The 20,460-nt window shown below is 37.7% G+C and carries 16 protein-coding genes; 13 read left to right on the top strand and 3 right to left on the bottom strand.

Features of this window, described 5'->3' with window-relative positions; all coding sequences use genetic code 11:
- Positions 1-317: 317 nt before the first annotated feature.
- A complete protein-coding gene (ycaO, locus tag ACNART_RS07340; RefSeq protein WP_198620528.1) occupies positions 318-2,075 on the bottom strand; it encodes a 30S ribosomal protein S12 methylthiotransferase accessory factor YcaO in 1,758 nt (585 codons plus the stop codon).
- A gap of 230 nt (positions 2,076-2,305) precedes the next feature.
- Here ycaO and ansB point away from each other — a divergent pair, with 230 nt between their 5' ends.
- A complete protein-coding gene (gene ansB / locus ACNART_RS07345) occupies positions 2,306-3,343 on the top strand; it encodes an L-asparaginase 2 (protein ID WP_416303488.1) in 1,038 nt (345 codons plus the stop codon).
- A gap of 69 nt (positions 3,344-3,412) precedes the next feature.
- On the opposite strand, the gene ACNART_RS07350 is transcribed toward ansB, so the two are convergent.
- On the bottom strand, positions 3,413-4,846 hold the full coding sequence (locus ACNART_RS07350; protein ID WP_198632275.1) for an MFS transporter: 1,434 nt from the start codon (positions 4,844-4,846) through the stop codon (positions 3,413-3,415).
- Between the two features lie 136 nt (positions 4,847-4,982).
- Between ACNART_RS07350 and serC the strand changes: the two genes are divergently transcribed.
- The 11 genes from serC (at position 4,983) to kdsB (ending at position 18,394) form a co-directional block, all read left to right on the top strand.
- Positions 4,983-6,071, top strand: coding sequence for a 3-phosphoserine/phosphohydroxythreonine transaminase (serC, locus tag ACNART_RS07355; RefSeq protein ID WP_368927107.1), 1,089 nt, complete (start codon positions 4,983-4,985; stop codon positions 6,069-6,071).
- A 196-nt stretch (positions 6,072-6,267) separates the two neighbouring features.
- Positions 6,268-7,554 (top strand): 3-phosphoshikimate 1-carboxyvinyltransferase, encoded by a 1,287-nt coding sequence (aroA, locus tag ACNART_RS07360; RefSeq protein WP_198626167.1) that lies wholly within the window; start codon positions 6,268-6,270, stop codon positions 7,552-7,554.
- A gap of 312 nt (positions 7,555-7,866) precedes the next feature.
- Entirely contained in the window at positions 7,867-8,553 is a 687-nt protein-coding gene (cmk, locus tag ACNART_RS07365; RefSeq protein ID WP_098943727.1) for a (d)CMP kinase, read from the top strand.
- Between the two features lie 173 nt (positions 8,554-8,726).
- On the top strand, positions 8,727-10,400 hold the full coding sequence (gene rpsA, locus ACNART_RS07370) for a 30S ribosomal protein S1 (RefSeq protein WP_006537421.1): 1,674 nt from the start codon (positions 8,727-8,729) through the stop codon (positions 10,398-10,400).
- 64 nt (positions 10,401-10,464) lie between these two features.
- The gene (gene ihfB, locus ACNART_RS07375) at positions 10,465-10,752 is read left to right on the top strand and encodes an integration host factor subunit beta (RefSeq protein WP_006537420.1); all 288 of its coding nucleotides are present in this window, start codon (positions 10,465-10,467) and stop codon (positions 10,750-10,752) included.
- Positions 10,753-11,183: 431 nt separating this feature from the next.
- The gene (locus ACNART_RS07380; RefSeq protein WP_416303576.1) at positions 11,184-13,535 is read left to right on the top strand and encodes a DNA internalization-related competence protein ComEC/Rec2; all 2,352 of its coding nucleotides are present in this window, start codon (positions 11,184-11,186) and stop codon (positions 13,533-13,535) included.
- Between the two features lie 36 nt (positions 13,536-13,571).
- Entirely contained in the window at positions 13,572-15,317 is a 1,746-nt protein-coding gene (gene msbA / locus ACNART_RS07385) for a lipid A ABC transporter ATP-binding protein/permease MsbA (protein ID WP_109373525.1), read from the top strand.
- Positions 15,314-16,303 carry a tetraacyldisaccharide 4'-kinase gene (gene lpxK, locus ACNART_RS07390; RefSeq protein WP_198620504.1) on the top strand — a complete coding sequence of 330 codons (990 nt, stop codon included), beginning with the start codon at positions 15,314-15,316 and terminating at the stop codon, positions 16,301-16,303. Before msbA ends, lpxK begins: the two co-directional genes overlap by 4 nt.
- 514 nt (positions 16,304-16,817) lie before the next feature.
- Entirely contained in the window at positions 16,818-17,033 is a 216-nt protein-coding gene (locus tag ACNART_RS07395; protein WP_023581324.1) for a cold-shock protein, read from the top strand.
- A 415-nt stretch (positions 17,034-17,448) separates the two neighbouring features.
- Positions 17,449-17,628 carry a Trm112 family protein gene (locus ACNART_RS07400; RefSeq protein ID WP_004244593.1) on the top strand — a complete coding sequence of 60 codons (180 nt, stop codon included), beginning with the start codon at positions 17,449-17,451 and terminating at the stop codon, positions 17,626-17,628.
- A gap of 4 nt (positions 17,629-17,632) precedes the next feature.
- Positions 17,633-18,394 (top strand): 3-deoxy-manno-octulosonate cytidylyltransferase, encoded by a 762-nt coding sequence (kdsB, locus tag ACNART_RS07405; RefSeq protein WP_072069670.1) that lies wholly within the window; start codon positions 17,633-17,635, stop codon positions 18,392-18,394.
- 87 nt (positions 18,395-18,481) lie between these two features.
- On the opposite strand, the gene elyC is transcribed toward kdsB, so the two are convergent.
- Positions 18,482-19,309: an envelope biogenesis factor ElyC gene (elyC, locus tag ACNART_RS07410; protein WP_368927103.1), complete on the bottom strand. Its 828-nt coding sequence runs from the start codon at positions 19,307-19,309 to the stop codon at positions 18,482-18,484.
- Positions 19,310-19,684: 375 nt separating this feature from the next.
- Between elyC and cmoM the strand changes: the two genes are divergently transcribed.
- Positions 19,685-20,458, top strand: coding sequence for a tRNA uridine 5-oxyacetic acid(34) methyltransferase CmoM (gene cmoM / locus ACNART_RS07415; RefSeq protein WP_198620506.1), 774 nt, complete (start codon positions 19,685-19,687; stop codon positions 20,456-20,458).
- The last annotated feature ends 2 nt before the right edge of the window (positions 20,459-20,460 follow it).

Here is a 20,460-nt window from a genome sequence, read left to right on the forward strand (position 1 = left end):
ATTATAAAAATAAGGTTTTTTAATTTTTGAGATCTGGTTAAACAAATAGCAATTTAAACTATATTTAAGTAATATTCTTGGTGTAAAAGTTCAATATGTATTTATAGTGTCATATTAAATGCCTTAAATCGTCACTTTTGCCATATTTTGACAATTTTGTCAGATGGCAAATTTGTCAACATGACAAATCTGTCAATATTTTATTTTTAGCAAAATAAAACACTCTACTTTTCAATAGAGTGTTTCAATTTAAATACGCGCTTATTATTCAGTTAAAGTTAATTATTATTTAATAAATAACCTTAAACAAAATAGCCTTATTTAGTCGATTGACGTTTTGCTTTCTGTAATTTCTCATAGGCAGCAAGTAATGACTGATGAACAGGTAAATTAGCTAAATCAGGATCAATAGTTTGTAATCCGTAAAATGCTTGTTTGCCTTGTATTGCATTTAAGGCTGCTTGTAATGTTTTTTCGCCATACATACGAGAAAATGCGTACATATATTGTTCTGGTTCACGCTCAGTCTCTTGTTGTAATAATAAGAGATTGTGTAAACAGCGATAATAGTTTTGACGCTCTGGCGTAAATAAAGAAGCATTAAAGTCTTGAGTCCATTCAACCCAAACGAGCGCTTGATCAAGATCGCCACCCGCAAGCGCTAACATTGATTTTAATTCACCTACACGCAAATGGCTCCAACCATTATCTTTGCCCGGAGCAATACCAATCATCTCTCTGATACGTGTAAAGTCATCTAAACCATCTTCATCAAATTGACCAATAAGAGAAAGATACTCTTCTTTAGTGCCTTCGCTCGTTGGTAGAGAAAGAATGGTGTCACGCCAATGTACACCCATAATGTTATTGGCTAATTGTAAATCCTCAGCAGGATAAATATCAGATAAGCCCGGTACTAAAATACGACAAGCGTAAACACCTAGGTGTGAGTAGTCCATGATATAGACTTCTGCATCGCACTGCTGGCAAAGTGACATTAAGGTATGGAACTCTTCTTCTGTCGTACCACTGAAGTTCCAGTCAACAAATGCGTAATCGGCATCTTTCTTAAATAGATCCCAACTAATTAAACCACTTGAATCAATAAAGTGTGTTTCAAGGTTAGTATGATCACCAACTTCTTCATCATCAAAGCTTGGCGGATTAAAGACATCGAGATCTTTAAGGCTACGGCCTTGCAATAATTCAGTGACAGTACGCTCTAAAGCCACACCAAAATCAGGGTGAGCACCAAAAGAGGCAAAACAGGTACCATTTTGTGGGTTGAATAATACGACACAAATAACAGGGAATTGACCGCCTAAAGAGGCATCAAAACTAAAGATTGGGAAACCTTCTTGCTCTAATGTTTCAATCGCTTCAATAACAGCAGGGTAGCGAGCTAAAACTTCTTTAGGAATTTCAGGTAAGCTAATTCTCTCAGTGATAATGCGATTTTTTACATAACGTTCAAAAACTTCAGAAAGCCCTTGAACTCGTGCTTCATTCTTTGTATTTCCCGCTGACATGCCATTAGAAGCATATAAATTAGCAATAATGTTTACAGGAATATAAACAGGTTTTTCATCAGATTGACGTATAAATGGCAGAGCACAGATTCCGCGATCATGATTACTTGATTGTAAATCAACTAACTCACTACCACATAACTCACCTTCTGGATCATAAAATTCGCGTAAACGCGCATCTAATAAGCCAGCGGGAACAGAATCATCTTCTGTTAGTGGGAACCATTTTTCACTTGGATAATGAACAAATTCACCTTCTGCAATATCAGCACCTAACCAGAAATCAGAGAAGAAATAATTGGTTGAAAGACGTTCAAAGTATTCGCCTAGAGCAGAGGCTAATGCCGCCTTTTTGCTGGCACCTTTACCGTTAGTAAAACATAAAGGGCAATCTTTATCGCGAATATGCACAGACCAAACGTTTGGTACAGGGTTTAACCATGAAGCTTCTTCAATGTTAAATCCTAAGTCGGTTAATTTTTGCTGAAAGCTAGCGATAGAATCTTCCAGTGCGGCATCTTTGCCAGGAATAAATGTTTGTGACATGGCAGGTTTCATCAATATTTTGCTGGTGATAGTTAGGGGGCACATGATACTGAAATCCCCTGTAATGCACTAACGATTTCTTATGTCGAAAAATAACCAACTATATAGAAGCCTCATTATTTATTTGATATATGAGTTTTTTTAATAAATTCGTTTGATTTATCACGGAATTGATAATTAAAAATCATCATAATTAGATTTATTTATTAATTCATAAGGGATCGAAAAAAATGATGAAGAAAACATTGCTTGCCAGTTTGTTAGCTGTAATCAGTGGTTCTGTTTTCGCTTTGCCTAATGTCACTATTCTTGCAACAGGTGGAACGATTGCAGGCGGCGGTGATTCAGCAACACAGTCTAGCTATACGGCAGGTAAATTAGGCATTGATGTGTTGATCAATGCAGTGCCTGAAGCGAAGCAAGTGGCTAATTTAAAAGGTGAGCAAGTCGTTAATATCGGTTCTCAAGATATGAATGACCAAGTTTGGTTAAAACTCGCTAAAAAAATTAATGAAGATTGCGGTAAAACCGACGGGTTCGTGATAACACATGGTACTGATACCATGGAGGAAACAGCTTATTTTCTTGATTTAACAACTGCTTGTAAAAAACCTGTTGTAATGGTAGGTGCAATGCGTCCTGCTACGGCATTAGGCGCTGAAGGCCCTTTAAACTTATTTAATGCGGTTGTGATTGCCAGTGATAAAGCCTCTGAAAATCGTGGTGTGTTAGTCACTATGAATAACGCGGTGATTAGTGGTAAAGACGTTGTTAAAATGAATACTACTGAAGTACAAGCATTCCAGCCTGTTAACGCAGGTGCTCAAGGTTATGTGCATAACGGTAAGGTTCATTATTATACTGCGGCATTACCTCGTGCAGATAAAGCCGCATTTGATGTGAGCAAACTAACCGAATTGCCAAAAGTTGGTATTGTTTATAACTACTCCAATGCGTCTGATTTACCAGCAAAAGCCTTTATTGATAATGGCTACAAAGGTATTGTTAGTGCAGGTGTGGGTAACGGTAACTTATATACTGATATTTTTAATACCTTAGCTGATGGCGCGAAAAAAGGTGTTGCAGTGGTTCGTGCAAGCCGTGTGCCAGTAGGATTTACCACCCAAAATGGTGAAGTGGATGATGCAAAATATGGCTTTATTGCGTCAGAGCGCTTAAATCCACAAAAAGCGAGAGTGTTATTACAGTTATCACTGACTGAAACTCAAGATCCTGCAAAAATTCAAGAAAACTTTGAAAAGTATTAAGTTAAACAAGTCTAAATAATAACAAGGCCTCATTCGTGAGGCTTTGTTATATTAAAAATCACATCATATTCATTGATTCTTTTTAGCGCTAGATACCACAACTTTCGCTGTAAAAAACGCCACAAACGGCGTAAAAGCAAACACAATAAACAGCCAATGTGCAGCATTTTGCGCGCCAAGAATACCTCCTGGATCTGTTAACCCTGCCATATTAACCACAGTCCCTGAAATAGATGCACCGACAGCTGTTGAAAACAATTGAATAGTGGTAATGGATGTTGCCGCTTTTTGAGCTTCTTGTCCCTGAGAAACGTGTAAAACACGGGTTAAATAATGAGGCCATGCCATACCAATTCCGGCACCTGTAAAAAAGAGAGCGATACAAATAATGATAATCTGCCCATAAGGTACGGTTAAAACATTAGAGATAAATAAACCGAGGATCACAATGGCTGAAAAATTAATCATTGGGCCAAAACGCATTAACCGCTGTGCAGTAGATTGTTTACTTGATGAAGACACAATGGCAGAGAAAGACCAACCCGCACCAACCAATGCCGCTAAATAACCTGAAAGTAGTGGGGTAACATTATGGATAATTTGCAAGAAATAGGGCACAAAGACTTCTGTTTGTACACTAATCCCTAATAAAGCCATTGTGAGATATATGGGTGCTAACGGTGCAGAAAAAGAAAATGTCCCTCTAGGAAATAAGCCATCATTTGATTTTTTATCAATATTGACTAACAGGAGAATAAAGATAAAAGCAAATATAAAGGATAAGGCGTTATATAAAATAACGTTATAAAGACTACCAATAGAAATAGATAATACAGCAAGCATTAATAAAATAAGCTGCTGATAAGGTAATGGGGTTTTCGCGACGATATTATCAGCATTATTTTCGGTAGGAAGAATAGTAAATAATAAAATAGCGTAAGGAATACCTACAAATAAAATAGACCAAAATGCACCGCGCCAAACATCATATTCAGCAAATATTCCACCTAGCGCAGGGCCTAATAGTGTTGATATTCCCCACATGCTAGACATTAATGCCATGGCTCTAGACCAAAGTGGTTGAGGAAACATGACCCGAACTAAAGAGTAAGCAAGAGCCAGCAACATTCCTCCGCCAGCTCCTTGAATAAATCGCCCTAAAAGTAATATCTGCATTGAGGGTGCTGTCGCACAAATAACAGAACCTGCTAAAAAGCAAATTGTGGCAAAAAGATAACTATTGCGGGGTGCAAGTACGCTCAGTAATCGAGAAGTTAATGCAGAAGAGAGAATTGAAGCCAGAATAAAAACAGTGGTGTTCCATGCATATAAATTAAGCCCACCAATATCACGTACAATTGAAGGTAGCGTTGTGATCGTAATATAGACATTAATTGCATGTAATGCGACACCTCCTGCCAAAGCGAGCGATTTTAGACTATTTTTTCCATGAAGAAGCATTCCCCAGCTCGCTTCTTCTTTTTTATTTACACTCCCCGACATAAAACACTCCTAACCATTATTTTTATGCTCTGCATATTATGCGTTAGTTCACAATAATCATTGCGCCAATTTAACGGGAATGATACAACCGATAAAGGTCATTTTGTAAAAACATATTCAGATAGGGTGAATTTGAATGAGTCAGGTATATAACTTTAGTGCAGGTCCGGCTATGTTACCGGCAGAAGTCCTTCGTCGTGCAGAATTAGAATTATGCAACTGGCATGAACTTGGGCGTTCGGTTATGGAAATTAGCCACCGCAGTAAAGAGTTTCTTGAGGTTGCTCATCAGGCAGAACAAGATCTTCGCGATCTTCTCAATGTGCCAGAAAACTATAAAATTCTTTTTTGCCACGGTGGTGCTCGTGGCCATTTTGCTGCTTTACCTCTCAATTTATTAGGCGATAAAGCAAGCGCTGATTATATTGATGGTGGTTATTGGGCTAAAAGTGCAGCCGAAGAAGCTGAAAAATATTGTTCGCCGAATATCATTAAAATTAAAACAGAAATTGATGGCAAAATTGGCGTTAAGCCAATGAAAGAGTGGCAATTAAGTGCTGATGCTGCTTATGTGCATTATTGCCCAAATGAAACCATTGATGGTATTGCCATTCATGAAGAGCCAGATTTTGATGACAGCAAAATTGTTATTGCTGACTATTCATCTTCTATTTTATCTCAACCGATAGATGTTAGCCGTTTTGGTGTTATCTACGCGGGTGCACAAAAGAATATTGGTCCTGCGGGTTTAACGATTGTCATTATTCGTGAAGATCTATTAGGTAAAGCGCGTAAAGAAACGCCTTCCGTGTTTGATTACACTGTGCTTGCTGAAAATGATTCCATGTTTAATACACCACCTACCTTTGCTTGGTATTTATCAGGTATGGTCTTTAAATGGCTGAAAGAGCAAGGTGGTTTGCAAGAGATGGCAAAACGTAACTATGAAAAAGCAGCGCTTATTTATAGTGCAATTGATAATAGTGATTTCTATATCAATCGTGTTGCCACAGAGAATCGTTCACTAATGAATGTACCTTTCCAAATGTCTTCTCCTGAGTTGGATTCTGTATTCCTAAAAGAGGCAGAAGCGCAAGGTTTAGTCGCATTAAAAGGTCACCGTGTATCAGGTGGTATGCGTGCTTCAATTTATAACGCAATGCCATTGGAAGGTGTTCAAGCATTAGTTGACTTTATGGCTGATTTTGAACGTCGCCATGCGTAAGAAATAAAATTTAGAATAAGAAAATCTGCTTAACATACAGGTTTTCTTATTCATTCAATATTCAAGATGTTAATAATTAAAATTGAATTACTTAGTGCAGAATTAATAAATAAAAATATAAGTATCTAAATAATTTTATATTTAATTAAATAACATCCCTCTTAATTTATTTGTCTATTGGAGTTTTTACCTGTTTATGGAATCGTTAACATTACAACCTATCGCTCATATCGAAGGTGTTATTAATTTACCAGGATCAAAAAGTGTCTCTAACCGTGCGTTGTTATTAGCGGCTTTAGCTAAAGGTAAAACTCGTCTAACCAACTTATTAGATAGTGATGATATTCGTCATATGCTTAATGCATTAAAAGCGTTAGGTGTGCAATATCAATTATCAAATAACAATACGGTATGTGATATTGAAGGGCTCGAGGGAAAGTTTAAAACAAATTCGCCATTAGAGCTCTTTTTAGGTAATGCAGGTACAGCAATGCGCCCATTAGCGGCTGCATTAAGTCTTGGTGAGCACGATATTATTCTTACGGGTGAACCTCGTATGAAAGAGCGTCCAATTGGGCATTTAGTTGACGCTTTACGCCAAGGTGGCGCAAAAATTGACTACCTTGAACAGACAGATTATCCGCCAATTCGCTTATGTGGTGGTTTTTTAGGTGGTAATGTTGAGGTTGATGGGCGTGTTTCTAGCCAATTTTTGACTGCATTATTAATGACGGCACCTTTAGCTGAGCAAGATACTATTATCACTATTAAAGGCGAATTAGTATCAAAACCTTACATTGATATTACCTTAGCATTAATTAATACCTTTGGTGGGAAAATTGAAAATCAAGACTACCAACGCTTTGTTATAAAAGGTGGGCAGCAATATCAATCACCAGAAAAGTACCTTGTAGAAGGTGATGCTTCATCTGCTTCTTACTTTTTAGCCGCTGCTGCCATTAAAGGTGGCACTGTACGAGTTACAGGTATAGGTAAAAATAGCTTACAAGGGGATATCCATTTTGCTTCTGTGCTTGAAAAAATGGGCGCAAAAGTACGCTGGGGTGATGACTATATAGAGTGTGAGCGTGGAACGTTAAAAGGCATTGATATGGATATGAATACTATCCCTGATGCAGCAATGACCATTGCTACCACGGCACTTTTTGCTGAAGGTGAGACTGTTATCCGTAATATCTATAACTGGCGTGTAAAAGAAACTGACCGATTAGCGGCAATGGCAGCAGAGTTACAAAAAGTAGGTGCGATAGTTGAAGAAGGGCACGACTACTTAAAAGTAACGCCACCAAAACAGTTAATCACTGCGGATATCGAAACTTATAATGATCACCGCATTGCGATGTGTTTTTCGCTGGTGGCACTTTCAGATACGCCAATTACTATTCTTGATCCAGGATGTACTGCAAAAACCTTCCCTGATTATTTTGAGAAATTAGAAACACTTTCTCAACGTAATAATTAATGTGAAAATCATTAATTAAAATGAGTCAAAATTAAATCAATTAAATCGGTAGTATTGGACTTTTTAAAGAACAATACTGCCGATTTTTTATTGTGATTAGATTAATTTTTCTAAAAAATACACTATCTCGAAAAAATAATATTAAATAAGACCCTTTAGTGCTTATCTGCTTGTTTCTTCCTATACATTGTATGCGTATAATGTCGCGCATATATTAATACTGTTTTTCTCTGTTTGAATACAATGCCTATTATATCAATGTAATAAGAGCAACAAATACAGAAATGCAGTGCCCACGAAAAGGAGAAACTCATGGCGGTTATCGTCCCTGTTATAACTGTTGATGGGCCTAGCGGAGCAGGTAAAGGAACATTATGCCAAGCATTAGCGAAAGCGTTTGGCTGGCATTTACTCGATTCTGGCGCTATTTATCGTGTATTGGCATTAGCGGCTTTACATCACCATGTTGATATCACCTCAGAAGATGCTTTAGTTCCCCTGGCTGCAAATTTAGATGTACGTTTTATTCCTAATGAGAATGGCTTAAGTGTCATTCTTGAAGGTGAAGATGTTTCAACTGAAATTCGAACAGAAACAGTTGGGAATACGGCATCACAAGCTGCGACTTTTCCTCGTGTAAGAGAAGCATTACTGCGTCGTCAACGCGCATTTCGTACAGCGCCGGGCTTAATTGCAGATGGTCGAGATATGGGCACAATTGTTTTTCCTGATGCTCAAGTAAAAATATTTCTAGAAGCGAGTGCAGAAGAGCGCGCGCGTCGTCGCATGTTACAGTTGCAGGAAAAGGGCTTTAATGTTAACTTTGAGCGCCTTTTATCCGAGATAAAAGAACGCGATTACCGTGACCGGAATCGCGCTGTTGCGCCACTTGTTGCGGCGAAAGATGCATTAATTCTCGATTCTACAAGCTTGTCTATTGACGAAGTCATTGAAAAATCGTTGACTTATGCTAAAAAAAATCTGCAATTATCAGCGTAATTAATTTTTATTTCGTTTATACTAGGTAATTATCAAAATCGGGTTGACGTGTTAATGAAAACACAACAATGCCCGATGACCTTGTCACAAAGGATGTAACGAGGTATGTGAAACAACCCCATTCGGCCGGATGCTAAATGGACGTTAATTAAATTTACTTGAAGATCATTAACATGACAGAATCTTTTGCTCAACTCTTTGAAGAATCCCTAAAAACAATCGAAACTCGTCCTGGCGCTATCGTTCGCGGCGTTGTAGTTGCTATCGATAAAGACGTTGTTCTGGTTGATGCAGGTCTGAAATCAGAATCTGCTATTCCTGTAGAACAATTCAAAAACGCTCAAGGCGAATTAGAAATCCAAGTGGGCGACGAAATTGATGTTGCTCTGGACGCGGTTGAAGATGGCTTCGGTGAAACCGTTCTGTCTCGTGAGAAAGCTAAACGTCACGAAGCGTGGCTGATGCTGGAAAAAGCTTACGAAGAAAACGAAACTGTTGTTGGTATCATCAACGGTAAAGTTAAAGGTGGTTTCACTGTTGAACTGAACGGCATTCGTGCGTTCTTACCAGGTTCACTGGTAGACGTTCGCCCAGTTCGCGATACAACTCATCTGGAAAACAAAGAGCTTGAGTTCAAAGTCATCAAATTAGACCAAAAACGTAACAACGTTGTTGTGTCTCGTCGTGCGGTTATCGAATCTGAAAACAGCGCAGAACGCGATCAGTTATTAGAAAACCTGCAAGAAGGCATGGAAGTTAAAGGTATCGTTAAGAACCTTACTGACTACGGTGCATTCGTTGATCTGGGCGGTGTTGACGGCTTACTGCACATCACTGACATGGCTTGGAAACGTGTTAAACACCCAAGCGAAATTGTCAATGTTGGCGACGAAATCACTGTTAAAGTCCTGAAATTCGACCGTGAACGTACTCGCGTATCATTAGGTCTGAAACAACTGGGCGAAGATCCATGGGTAGCTATCGCTAAACGTTATCCAGAAGGTACTAAACTGACTGGTCGTGTAACTAACCTGACTGATTACGGTTGCTTCGTAGAAATCGAAGAAGGCGTTGAAGGTCTGGTACACGTTTCTGAAATGGATTGGACTAACAAAAACATTCACCCATCTAAAGTTGTTAACGTTGGTGATGTTGTTGAAGTTATGGTTCTTGACATCGATGAAGAACGTCGTCGTATTTCACTGGGTCTGAAACAGTGCAAATCTAACCCATGGCAGCAGTTCGCAGAAACTCACAACAAGAACGACCGTGTTGAAGGTAAAATCAAGTCTATCACTGACTTCGGTATCTTCATCGGTTTAGACGGCGGTATTGATGGTCTGGTTCATTTATCTGACATTTCTTGGAATGTTGCAGGTGAAGAAGCAGTTCGTGAATACAAAAAAGGCGACGAAATCGCTGCTGTAGTTCTGCAAGTTGATGCTGAACGTGAACGTATCTCACTGGGCGTTAAACAATTATCAGAAGATCCATTCAATAATTACCTGTCTGCTCACAAAAAAGGTGCTATTGTTTCTGGTAAAGTAACTGCTGTTGACGCTAAAGGCGCAACTGTAGAATTAGCTGACGGTGTTGAAGGTTACCTGCGTGCTTCAGAAGCTTCACGTGACCGCGTTGAAGATGCAACTCTGGTTCTGAATGTTGGCGAAGCTGTAGAAGCTAAATACACTGGCGTTGACCGTAAAAACCGCGTTATCAACTTATCTGTTCGTGCTAAGGACGAAGCAGACGAGAAAGACGCTATCGCTTCTGTAAACAACAAAGAAGAAGTTGGTTTTTCAAACAACGCTATGGCTGAAGCTTTCAAAGCAGCTAAAGGCGAATAATTTAAGTTATTAACGGAAGGCAACGTTAATCGTTGCCTATTTATCGGTAGTTTAGGGAGGTAATATGACCAAGTCTGAGTTAATCGAGAGACTTGCAGGCCTACAATCTCATCTTTCGGCTAAGACGGTTGAAGAAGCTGTAAAAGAAATGCTTGATCATATGGCTGATACTTTAGCTGATGGTGAGCGTATCGAAGTCCGCGGATTCGGCAGTTTTTCTCTACACTACCGTGCGCCGCGTACGGGTCGTAACCCGAAGACTGGTGATAAAGTAGATCTGGAAGGTAAATACGTTCCACACTTTAAGCCAGGTAAAGAGTTACGTGACCGTGTAAACATTTATACGGAATAATAACTCCTGTCGAAATGGCACGATGTTAGTTAACTTTCTCAAAAACGGTGCTTAGGTGCCGTTTTTTTATTACCAATTATTATGACTTTTAGCGTATTTTTCTGCTCTCTAATCTTCTTCAATCTCTGATCTTGAATTGATTGATTTGCTCTATTTACTTTATCCCACTAGTACCTACCTTTCTTACTTCTTCTTTACTACTGTATTCTGCTTTAGTTGTAATTTCTCTATTTAATTACCTGTATCACTTAGTTGTTTTGCTTTTTACGAGTTTCTTCTCAAAATTCATTGTATGCAACAAGAGATCTTTTTCTTTTTATAAAGCATCGCTAAAAAATGACCTAAACGTCTTTCTTTAACTGAATGGTAATATCATGATATTTAAAGAATGATTGAAGGTAAGGATGCTGAAAATGATTTTATTGAATCGAATGATAAATTTTTTTGAGTTAAGGGTGGTATCAATAAAACAGAGGTGCTTTCATTCAACCTATTTTCAAAAACTCTATTTCACAAAGTTAACTTTAGATAATATTGCTTTAGCAATGATATTAGGTTGCTTACCGTTATTAGCTCAACATACACTTTTTAGCCAAACTATTTATTCTATTATTATTCTAGTTGCTCTATTTCTATTATTTGTTCCTTTTTGCTCATTCCGATTTTTAGCAATATTTCTGTTTTTCTGGGTTTATTCAAATATGGCTGCGTCATCGTTAATGACGAGAACGGAACAGTTTGCTGATAATATGGCAACATTTGAAACCAAAGTTATGGGATATCGCCAATTAGCAGATGGTAATATTATTATCAAAATACCTATTACGAAAAAAACGCTCTTTTCATCATCTGTTTACGCTAACGTGTATTGGCGAAATCCGCCTAAAAATATAGCGGTAGGGCAATATTGGAAGTTTAAGATTCAATTCAGAGCTGTACATAGCTATTTAAATGAAGGTGGGTTTGATAGCCAAAAATATGCCGTTTCTATGAAAGAAACTCTAACGGGTAAAGTGATGACGGCTAAGTTTATCCGAGATGATATATCACTGCGTATTCAGCTTATTCAGACCATCTCAGCTTATTGGCAAACAGCAAAAAATAAAGGTGAAATAATTGCTTTAGTCTTAGGTGATAAGCGATATATCGAACCTGAAAAAAAAGATCTCTATATGAAAACAGGAGTTGCACATTTAATTGTGATATCGGGTTTACATATAGGTTTAGCTGCCTTTGCTGGTTGGGTTATTGCAAGAGGTATTCAATTTCTTTTTCCTATTAGATGGATTAATCCACAATTTCCATTAGTTATAGCTTGGCTATGTGGTGTTTTCTATGCCGCGTTATCGGGTTGGGGAATACCAGCAACAAGAGCTGTTATTGGATTAACCGTTTGGGTGATTTTGCATTGGGGGAGCCGATTATTTTTACCGTGGCAATGGGCACTTTGGAGTGCTGCACTCATTCTTATTGTTGAACCTCTTTCTATACTTTCAGCCAGTTTTTGGCTCTCATTTTCTGCTATATTCGCCATTATTTTTTGGTATTGGATGTACCCATTAAAAGCTAAATATAATTATCAAAAACGGTGGTTTATTTTAAGATTAGTACATTTACAATTTGGTTTATTAATTATTTTATTACCATTTCAATTATATTTATTTAGTGGTGCTAATTTTTTTAGTTTTATTGTTAATTTATGGGCGGTTCCTGTTATTTCTTTTATTACTGTACCATTAATAATGCTTGGATTATTGACATTTTTTCTCTCATTTTTTCAACCGATAATTTGGCATTGGGTTGATCTTTCAATAAACCTTGCTTTTTGGTGTGCTCCATTATTTTTACCATTTTGGCAAGATAGTGGCGCTATCCCCTTATTATTAGGATTTTTGGGAATTGGTATTATTTTAGTCATCAAAATGTCATGGTGGTATCATCATTTTATTTGTATTGTGGCTATTGCTACTATTTTATATTGTGAATTCGCCGCTTCTTCACGCTATCAATGGCGAATGTCTATGCTAGATGTTGGGCATGGTTTAGCGATTATTATTGAAAAAGAAGGAGAGGCAATTATTTATGACACTGGAATACGTTGGAAAAGTGGTGGTTCAATTGCAAAAAGTGTCATTATTCCTTATTTAAAAAGCCATCGACTTAAACCCGTTGCATTGATAATTAGTCATGATCATCTTGATCATACGGGTGGTATTAAAGATTTAATAAAAGCTTATCCTAACTTAAGCATTCGTAGTAGTTTTGACGATCCTTCGCATTTACCTTGCTTAAGCAATAAATCATGGCAGTGGAAAGAGCTTCAATTTGATGCATTATGGCCACTGAATAAATCACTTTCTCCGAAGAATAATCAATCCTGTGTAATTAATGTCAGCGATGGTAAACACAATATTCTTTTGACTGGAGATATAGAGAAAGAAGCTGAAGCTCAATTGGTAAGAGTAAAAAAAGAACAACTGAAAGCAGATGTTTTACAAGTCCCTCATCATGGTAGTCAAACATCATCCACATTGATGTTTATTCAAGCTGTATCACCAAAAATTGCACTTGTTTCTGCTGCTCGTTATAGCCCTTGGCGTTTACCTTCTGATAAAGTACATCATCGCTATAAAAAAGAAGCTATTAATTGGCTAACAACCTCTATTAGTGGGCAAGTTTCTATCGAGTTTAATCAAGATAATATTGATGTATTTACCTATAGACGAGATATTTTACCTCGTTGGTATCATCAGTGGTTTGGTATTTTGACGTTTCCCGAGTAGAATGTCCGGCTAATTATTAAAAGTTTGGTAATATATATGAATGATATAGATCTATCAACGTGGCAAACATTCCGCCGCCTATGGCCAATGATCCGACTTTTCAAAGCGGGTTTAATCACTGCTGCAATTGCATTAATTATCAATGCGGGCGTGGATGCATTTATGATTTCTTTATTAAAACCGCTTCTTGATGAAGGTTTTGGTAAAGCGAGTAATGACGTATTAAAATGGATGCCTTTTGCCGTTATTGGACTGATAGTTCTGCGTGGTATATCTAACTTTATTTCAAGTTACTGTCTTTCTTGGGTATCAGGAAAAGTGGTAATGAATATGCGTCGCCGACTGTTTTCCCATATTATGGGAATGCCGGTGAGCTTTTTCGATCAGCAATCAACAGGGACTTTACTCTCCCGTATCACATATGATTCAGAACAAGTTGCCTCTTCATCATCAGGTGCATTAATTACTGTTGTACGTGAAGGTGCCTATATCATCGGGCTATTCTGTTTGATGTTTTACTATAGCTGGCAATTGTCTCTGATCCTTATCGTTATCGCGCCTATTGTTGCTTTTGTTATTCGTTTAGTATCGACTCGCTTTAGAACGATCAGCAAACGAATTCAAAATAGCATGGGGCAAGTGACAACTAGTGCAGAACAAATGCTAAAAGGGCATAAAGAAGTTCTGATTTTCAATGGTCAAGAAGTTGAAAATAAACGCTTTAACCATGTGAGCAATCATATTCGCCGTCAAGGTATGCGTATGGTTGTTGCGTCGTCAATTTCAGATCCTATTATTCAATTGATTGCTTCTTTCGCATTAGCATTTGTCCTATATGCAGCAAGTTTCCCTGAAATTATGGATACATTAACAGCTGGTACAATAACGGTTGTTTTCTCCTCAATGGTTGCATTAATGCGTCCATTGAAATCGCTGACTAATGTGAATGCTCAATTTCAGCGTGGTATGGCTGCTTGTCAGACGCTATTTGCTATCCTCGATATGGAGCAAGAAAAAGACACAGGTAAATTAGAGCTGAAGAAACCGACTGGTGATATTGAGTTTCGCAATGTCACTTTCCAATATGTGACGAAAGATACACCAGCTTTAAAAAATATGTCATTTACTATTCCAGCTGGGAAAACTGTTGCATTAGTTGGACGCTCAGGTTCGGGTAAATCTACGATTGCAAACCTGATCACACGTTTTTATGACATTAATGAAGGTGAGATATTGATTAATGGTCATGATATTCGTGAATACACATTGAAATCTTTGCGTAATCAAGTGGCTCTGGTTTCTCAAAATGTGCATCTTTTTAATGAAACTGTAGCAAACAATATTGTCTATGCTTGTGAAGATCAGTATACCCGTGAAGATATTGAAAAAGCGGCGAAAATGGCACATGCGATGGATTTTATCCAAAAAATGGATAAAGGCTTAGATACTGAAATTGGTGAAAATGGTGTGCTACTTTCAGGCGGACAACGTCAGCGTATTGCAATTGCAAGAGCGTTATTGCGAGATTCACCAATTCTTATTCTTGATGAGGCAACATCAGCACTAGATACAGAATCAGAGCGTGCTATCCAGTCAGCACTTGATGAACTACAGAAGAATAGAACTTCTTTAGTGATTGCTCACCGTTTATCAACGATTGAGAAAGCGGATGAAATATTAGTTATTGAAGACGGTGAAATTATTGAACGCGGCGCACACCTTGATTTGATTGAGAAAAAAGGTATTTATGCTCAACTTCATAGGATGCAATTTGGCAAATGATTGAACGGATTTGGTCTGGTAAATCTTGGTTTTATATCCTATTGCTTCCATTCTCATGGTTGTATGGTGCGATCACACTGTTAAGGCGTTTTGCATATCAAAAAGGGTGGTTAGCATCATGGAAAGCCCCTGTTCCTGTTGTGGTTGTTGGCAACTTAACTGCAGGTGGGAATGGTAAAACACCTGTTGTGATATGGCTTGTTGAGCAATTAATACAGCAGGGATTTAAACCAGGTGTTGTGTCTCGTGGTTACGGCGGGAAATCAGACCATTATCCATTACTTTTGACATCCGATACATCACCTTCTATGGCAGGTGATGAACCTGTATTGATTCATCATCGAACAGGTGCTCCCGTTGCGGTTGCACCTAATCGACGAGATGCAGTAAAAGCGTTATTAGCTCAATATGAGCTTGATGTGATCATCACTGATGATGGTTTACAACATTATGCATTACAGCGTGATTATGAAATTGTTGTTATTGATGGTCAACGTCGGTTTGGCAATGGTTGGTGGTTACCAGCAGGGCCTATGCGGGAGCGTGCGGGGCGCTTAAATTCAGTAGATGCAATTATCGTTAATGGCGGAGTAAGCCAAGGTAACGAGATAAGCATGGTGCTGGAAGGTGATATTGCTGTTAATCTTAAAACGGGAGAAAAGAAACCTGTTCAGCAAATTAAAAAGGCTGTTGCTATTGCTGGAATTGGTCATCCACCTCGATTCTTTAACTCTTTACATGAAAAAGGGATAGAGTTAATCACAACAAAAGCATTTAGTGATCATAGTGATTATAGCGCTCAAGAATTACAGGATCTAACGCCAGATTTAGAACCCCTTATTATGACAGAAAAAGATGCCGTTAAATGTCAGCATTTTGCGCAAGATAATTGGTGGTATTTACCCGTTAGCGCTGAATTAAATAGTCAATCTGTGCTAAAACAAGTCAGTAATTTAATTTACGGCTCGAAAAAAACTTGTATCTGATCTGAAACAATGATATTTATAGTGGGAATCAGGATAGCGTTACATAAAAGATTACCTACCTACAGTTGCATATCGCTTTTGTCGTAGTTCAATTTAACTCGCAATTACCCTATCTACTCAAAAGCCTTGTGTGGAGAGTTTGTGGATCTTGAATGTAGGGTTAATATTTTGTGCAGTGAATAGCGTTGGCTTTTGTGCACTATGAATAATAAAAACCATTTTTGATGGTGACTAGTTATCTCTATATTCGGTTATCTTTTTTATCAGTGCTCAATAAATATCAATATGTCATCTTTTTGTCATATTGATACTGTAAATATTTATTGTGCTTTAAGATATTTATTAAGCTTAGCTATCACGATTTTGAACATTTATATTGAATAATAAAATGCACTACTTAAATTAATGTGTTCAGAATTTAATTGGGGTTTTATATAAGAAGACTTAATAAAAAGTAGGATGCATTTGTATAGGAAAATAAAACTATACAAAGAACAAAAGGAGTTTATCTATCATGACATTACAATTAAGAATGGGTCGCGTAAAATGGTTTGACAATAACAAGGGTTATGGTCTTATTGTTGCAAGAGACATTGAACAAGAAGTTTATGTCAATAAAAAAGCGATTGCCAATACAAAAAATAAAGCATTAACAGAAGGTCAAGACGTTGAGTTTTCTGTTATCAGAACTGCAGCAGGTTTAGAAGCCGCTGATGTTATTGGATTTTAAATAAGGTTTAGCCTTGTTAAAGTTGTAGATAAAACGGTAGTTTAACATTGAGATTAAATTATCGTTTATGCCTATTTTTAGGTAGGTAGGCGGAAATAGTTTACCACCAAGCTGAATAAGTAATATAAAAGAGTTATTTCGTTAATTAGAATGCAATAAAGATAATAAAAAGGTTAAATTATTATCAATAAAAGCTGAATGTAATTCTTTATTAATGATGTTGCAGACTCAACGATAAAAAGCCACACTAATGTGGCTTTTTTGTTGCTTATAGTAAAAGAGAAAATAATAAATTTATTAATAACTAAAATAATTTTCGAATTATCACTAAACGAGAGGTTTTGAGTATTAACGCTGATCCTTCCTTATGATATCCTTTTGCCATATAAAATGATTAACCCTTGAGAGGGACAAAATGGATCACCGCTTACTTGAAATTATTGCTTGCCCAGTTTGCCACGGCAAACTTATCTTTGATAAAGAAAACTCAGAGCTTATCTGCAAAATTGATCATTTAGCTTATCCTGTTCGTGACAATATCCCCGTTCTTCTGGAGAATGAAGCAAGAGAATTATCACTAGAAGAGGAAAAGTAACTTCATGTTCACGGTCATTATCCCAGGTCGATATGCATCGACCCGTTTACCGGGTAAACCCCTCGCGGATATTCATGGCAAACCTATGATTGTTCGCGTGATGGAACAGGCTATGCGCTCTGGTGCAAACCGCGTCATTGTTGCAACCGATAACTTAGATGTTGTTGCAGCAGTTGAAAAAGCGGGCGGGGAAGCGTGTATGACTCGCGAAGATCACCATTCAGGTACAGAACGTTTAGCAGAAGTCATTGAAAAATATCAATTTGCAGATGATGAAATAATCGTTAACGTACAAGGTGATGAGCCTCTTATTCCACCCGCTATTATTACCCAAGTTGCTGAAAACTTAGCAAATTGTGGTGCAGGAATGGCAACATTAGCGGTGCCTATTGTTGACTCAAAAGAAGCTTTTAATCCTAACGCGGTGAAAGTCGTGATGGATGCAAAAGGTTTTGCACTTTATTTCTCTCGTGCAACCATTCCTTGGGAAAGAGACCGTTTTAATTTATCACATGATGAAATTGGTGAGCATTATCTTCGCCATATTGGCATCTATGCTTACCGTGCGGGCTTTATACGTCGATATATTACTTGGGAACCAAGCCCATTAGAATCTATTGAAATGTTAGAGCAACTGCGTGTGCTGTGGTATGGCGAAAAAATCCATGTTGCAAAAGCATTAGAAGTTCCTGGTGTGGGTGTAGATACACAAGATGATCTTGTCGCAGCAAGAGCGGCATATCGAGCGCTTAACCAAGAATTTTAGTCTTTGAGCGACAACAAATAATATCAACGGCACTTAATTTTAATTAAGTGCCGTTTTTGTCTCAGTCAGCAAAGATATTTTTAATTATTAGCTTTCTTCTTTATCAGATTGATGATCTTCATTTCCAGGAATAGTGGCGGGTTGTCCAGCCGGTTTTATTGATTGCCACATCGATCCTAAAAACTCATACCATGCACGTTCACTGTGCTGAAAATAAGTGGCGGAGGGAAAATATTTCTCCCAAGGATGTAATGGTGAAGTGATAGCCAATTGGTTAGCTGGCGCAACGATAGGGTTCATGCTTCGTGCTAAAAAGAAACGTTCAGCGCGTGCTAAATGGTTGGCAGACGTCACAAGCAAAAATGGTTTCTTTCCAATTAATTTATCAACTTCATAGGCTTCTTCTTCTGTATCTTTCGGTGTTGATAGTGCGATAGTTTTATCCGCAGGTACACCTAAAGATTGTGCCACCTGAGCCGCTACCTCTGCACTACTTATCTGATTAACACCTGCTCCCCCTGTAAAAATCAGTGTCGAATTGGGATTGCGGTAATAAAGTCTTACACCTTCAGCAACACGAAACAAACTATTGTTAAGAAGATTAGAACTTGGTGCCCATTCTGGGTTATAAGTAAATCCACCACCTAAAACAACAATGTAGTTCACATCTTGTTGCGAATTTTCTCGTAATTCATAACGAGCTTGATACTCTTTTTCACTTGGCATTAATAGTGTATCGGCAACAGGTTGTATGCCTAGAATAGTTAACAGAACAAGCGCAACAGTGAGTAGGCTTTTTCCGGTTTTTTGCCAACGTGTAAACCAAAGTAGTGCTAATGCAAAAAAGGCGATTAATAAGAGCAAAGGCAAGGGCATCAGAAAGCCTGCAACATATTTTTTGAGCAAAAACAGCATAAATCATCCTAGATTGAGTGAAATACATGCAATTGATAGCGAAAGTTTAGTGAAAACTAGGGGAATTCCAAGACGTTGTGTCAAAATAGCTAACACAACAACGATTCACTAAGTTTTCATCAATAGAAATAAAGAACCGTTTAATTATTTATAAAACGATAAACGTTTGAACGTTAATTTTTTCATTAATAAGCGTTATATTTGTACTGCGCTTTGCGAATAGTCTGATTCATGACTTATTTCTTTAGAGAAAACAGTCAGTATCATAGAACACTGGTAAAATTGCCGTCTTTATTTATGTACAGTGTCTCATATTTTTGAATTTATCAGAACGCAGAGAGCGCAAGTAGTAAGTTGTTATCATGAGGCGTTTTAATGTCAGATCGTAATTTTGACGATATTGCAGATAAATTCTCCCGCAATATCTATGGCACAACAAAGGGTAAAATACGTCAAGCGGTGATTTGGGAAGATTTACAACAATTATTGACCCTTTTACCTAACCGAAGTTTGCGTATTTTAGATGCAGGTGGAGGTGAAGGTTATTTCTCTCGTCAGCTTGCTAAATTAGGACACCAAATTATCTTATGTGATTTATCACAAGAGATGCTTAATCGCGCACAAGAAGCTGCGATTGAAGAGGGTGTCATCGAGAACATGATGTTTATTTGTTGTGCGGCTCAAGAGATTAAAGAGCATATAGATGAAGGGGTTGACTTAATTCTATTTCATGCAGTATTGGAATGGATCACGGATCAGAAAGACGCAGTAAATGTTCTTACCGATATGTTGCTACCTAATGGTATCTTATCGCTAATGTTTTACAATGCGAATGGTATTGTCATGAGAAATGCGATTTTAGGGAATTTTCATCTGGCAAATCCTGAGATCCCACGTAGAAGAAAAAAATCGCTATCACCTCAAAATCCATTACAACCAGAAGATGTTTATCAATGGTTAGATGAGTTTTCGATGACAATATTGGGAAAAACGGGTGTTCGTGTTTTCCATGATTATTTGCAAAGTCGTCAGTTACAAAATAAAGATTTTCCATCGTTGCTTGCATTAGAGCAACGATATTGTCGGCAAGAGCCCTATATCAGTCTGGGGCGTTACATTCATGTCATGGCACAAAAGCGTGTAAATTAAGG

It is taken from the genome of Proteus sp. LHD240705, from assembly GCF_047921555.1.
Classification (GTDB): domain Bacteria; phylum Pseudomonadota; class Gammaproteobacteria; order Enterobacterales; family Enterobacteriaceae; genus Proteus.

Coding starts and splice junctions, on each gene's coding strand:
- aroA (WP_198626167.1), top strand. CDS start 6,268: ATGGAATCGTTAACATTACAACCTATCGCTCATATCGAAGGTGTTATT.
- ACNART_RS07395 (WP_023581324.1), top strand. CDS start 16,818: ATGACATTACAATTAAGAATGGGTCGCGTAAAATGGTTTGACAATAAC.
- ycaO (WP_198620528.1), bottom strand. CDS start 2,075: ATGTCACAAACATTTATTCCTGGCAAAGATGCCGCACTGGAAGATTCT.
- ACNART_RS07400 (WP_004244593.1), top strand. CDS start 17,449: ATGGATCACCGCTTACTTGAAATTATTGCTTGCCCAGTTTGCCACGGC.
- ACNART_RS07380 (WP_416303576.1), top strand. CDS start 11,184: ATGATAAATTTTTTTGAGTTAAGGGTGGTATCAATAAAACAGAGGTGC.
- msbA (WP_109373525.1), top strand. CDS start 13,572: ATGAATGATATAGATCTATCAACGTGGCAAACATTCCGCCGCCTATGG.
- kdsB (WP_072069670.1), top strand. CDS start 17,633: ATGTTCACGGTCATTATCCCAGGTCGATATGCATCGACCCGTTTACCG.
- lpxK (WP_198620504.1), top strand. CDS start 15,314: ATGATTGAACGGATTTGGTCTGGTAAATCTTGGTTTTATATCCTATTG.
- serC (WP_368927107.1), top strand. CDS start 4,983: ATGAGTCAGGTATATAACTTTAGTGCAGGTCCGGCTATGTTACCGGCA.
- ACNART_RS07350 (WP_198632275.1), bottom strand. CDS start 4,846: ATGTCGGGGAGTGTAAATAAAAAAGAAGAAGCGAGCTGGGGAATGCTT.
- cmoM (WP_198620506.1), top strand. CDS start 19,685: ATGTCAGATCGTAATTTTGACGATATTGCAGATAAATTCTCCCGCAAT.
- rpsA (WP_006537421.1), top strand. CDS start 8,727: ATGACAGAATCTTTTGCTCAACTCTTTGAAGAATCCCTAAAAACAATC.
- cmk (WP_098943727.1), top strand. CDS start 7,867: ATGGCGGTTATCGTCCCTGTTATAACTGTTGATGGGCCTAGCGGAGCA.
- ihfB (WP_006537420.1), top strand. CDS start 10,465: ATGACCAAGTCTGAGTTAATCGAGAGACTTGCAGGCCTACAATCTCAT.
- elyC (WP_368927103.1), bottom strand. CDS start 19,309: ATGCTGTTTTTGCTCAAAAAATATGTTGCAGGCTTTCTGATGCCCTTG.
- ansB (WP_416303488.1), top strand. CDS start 2,306: ATGATGAAGAAAACATTGCTTGCCAGTTTGTTAGCTGTAATCAGTGGT.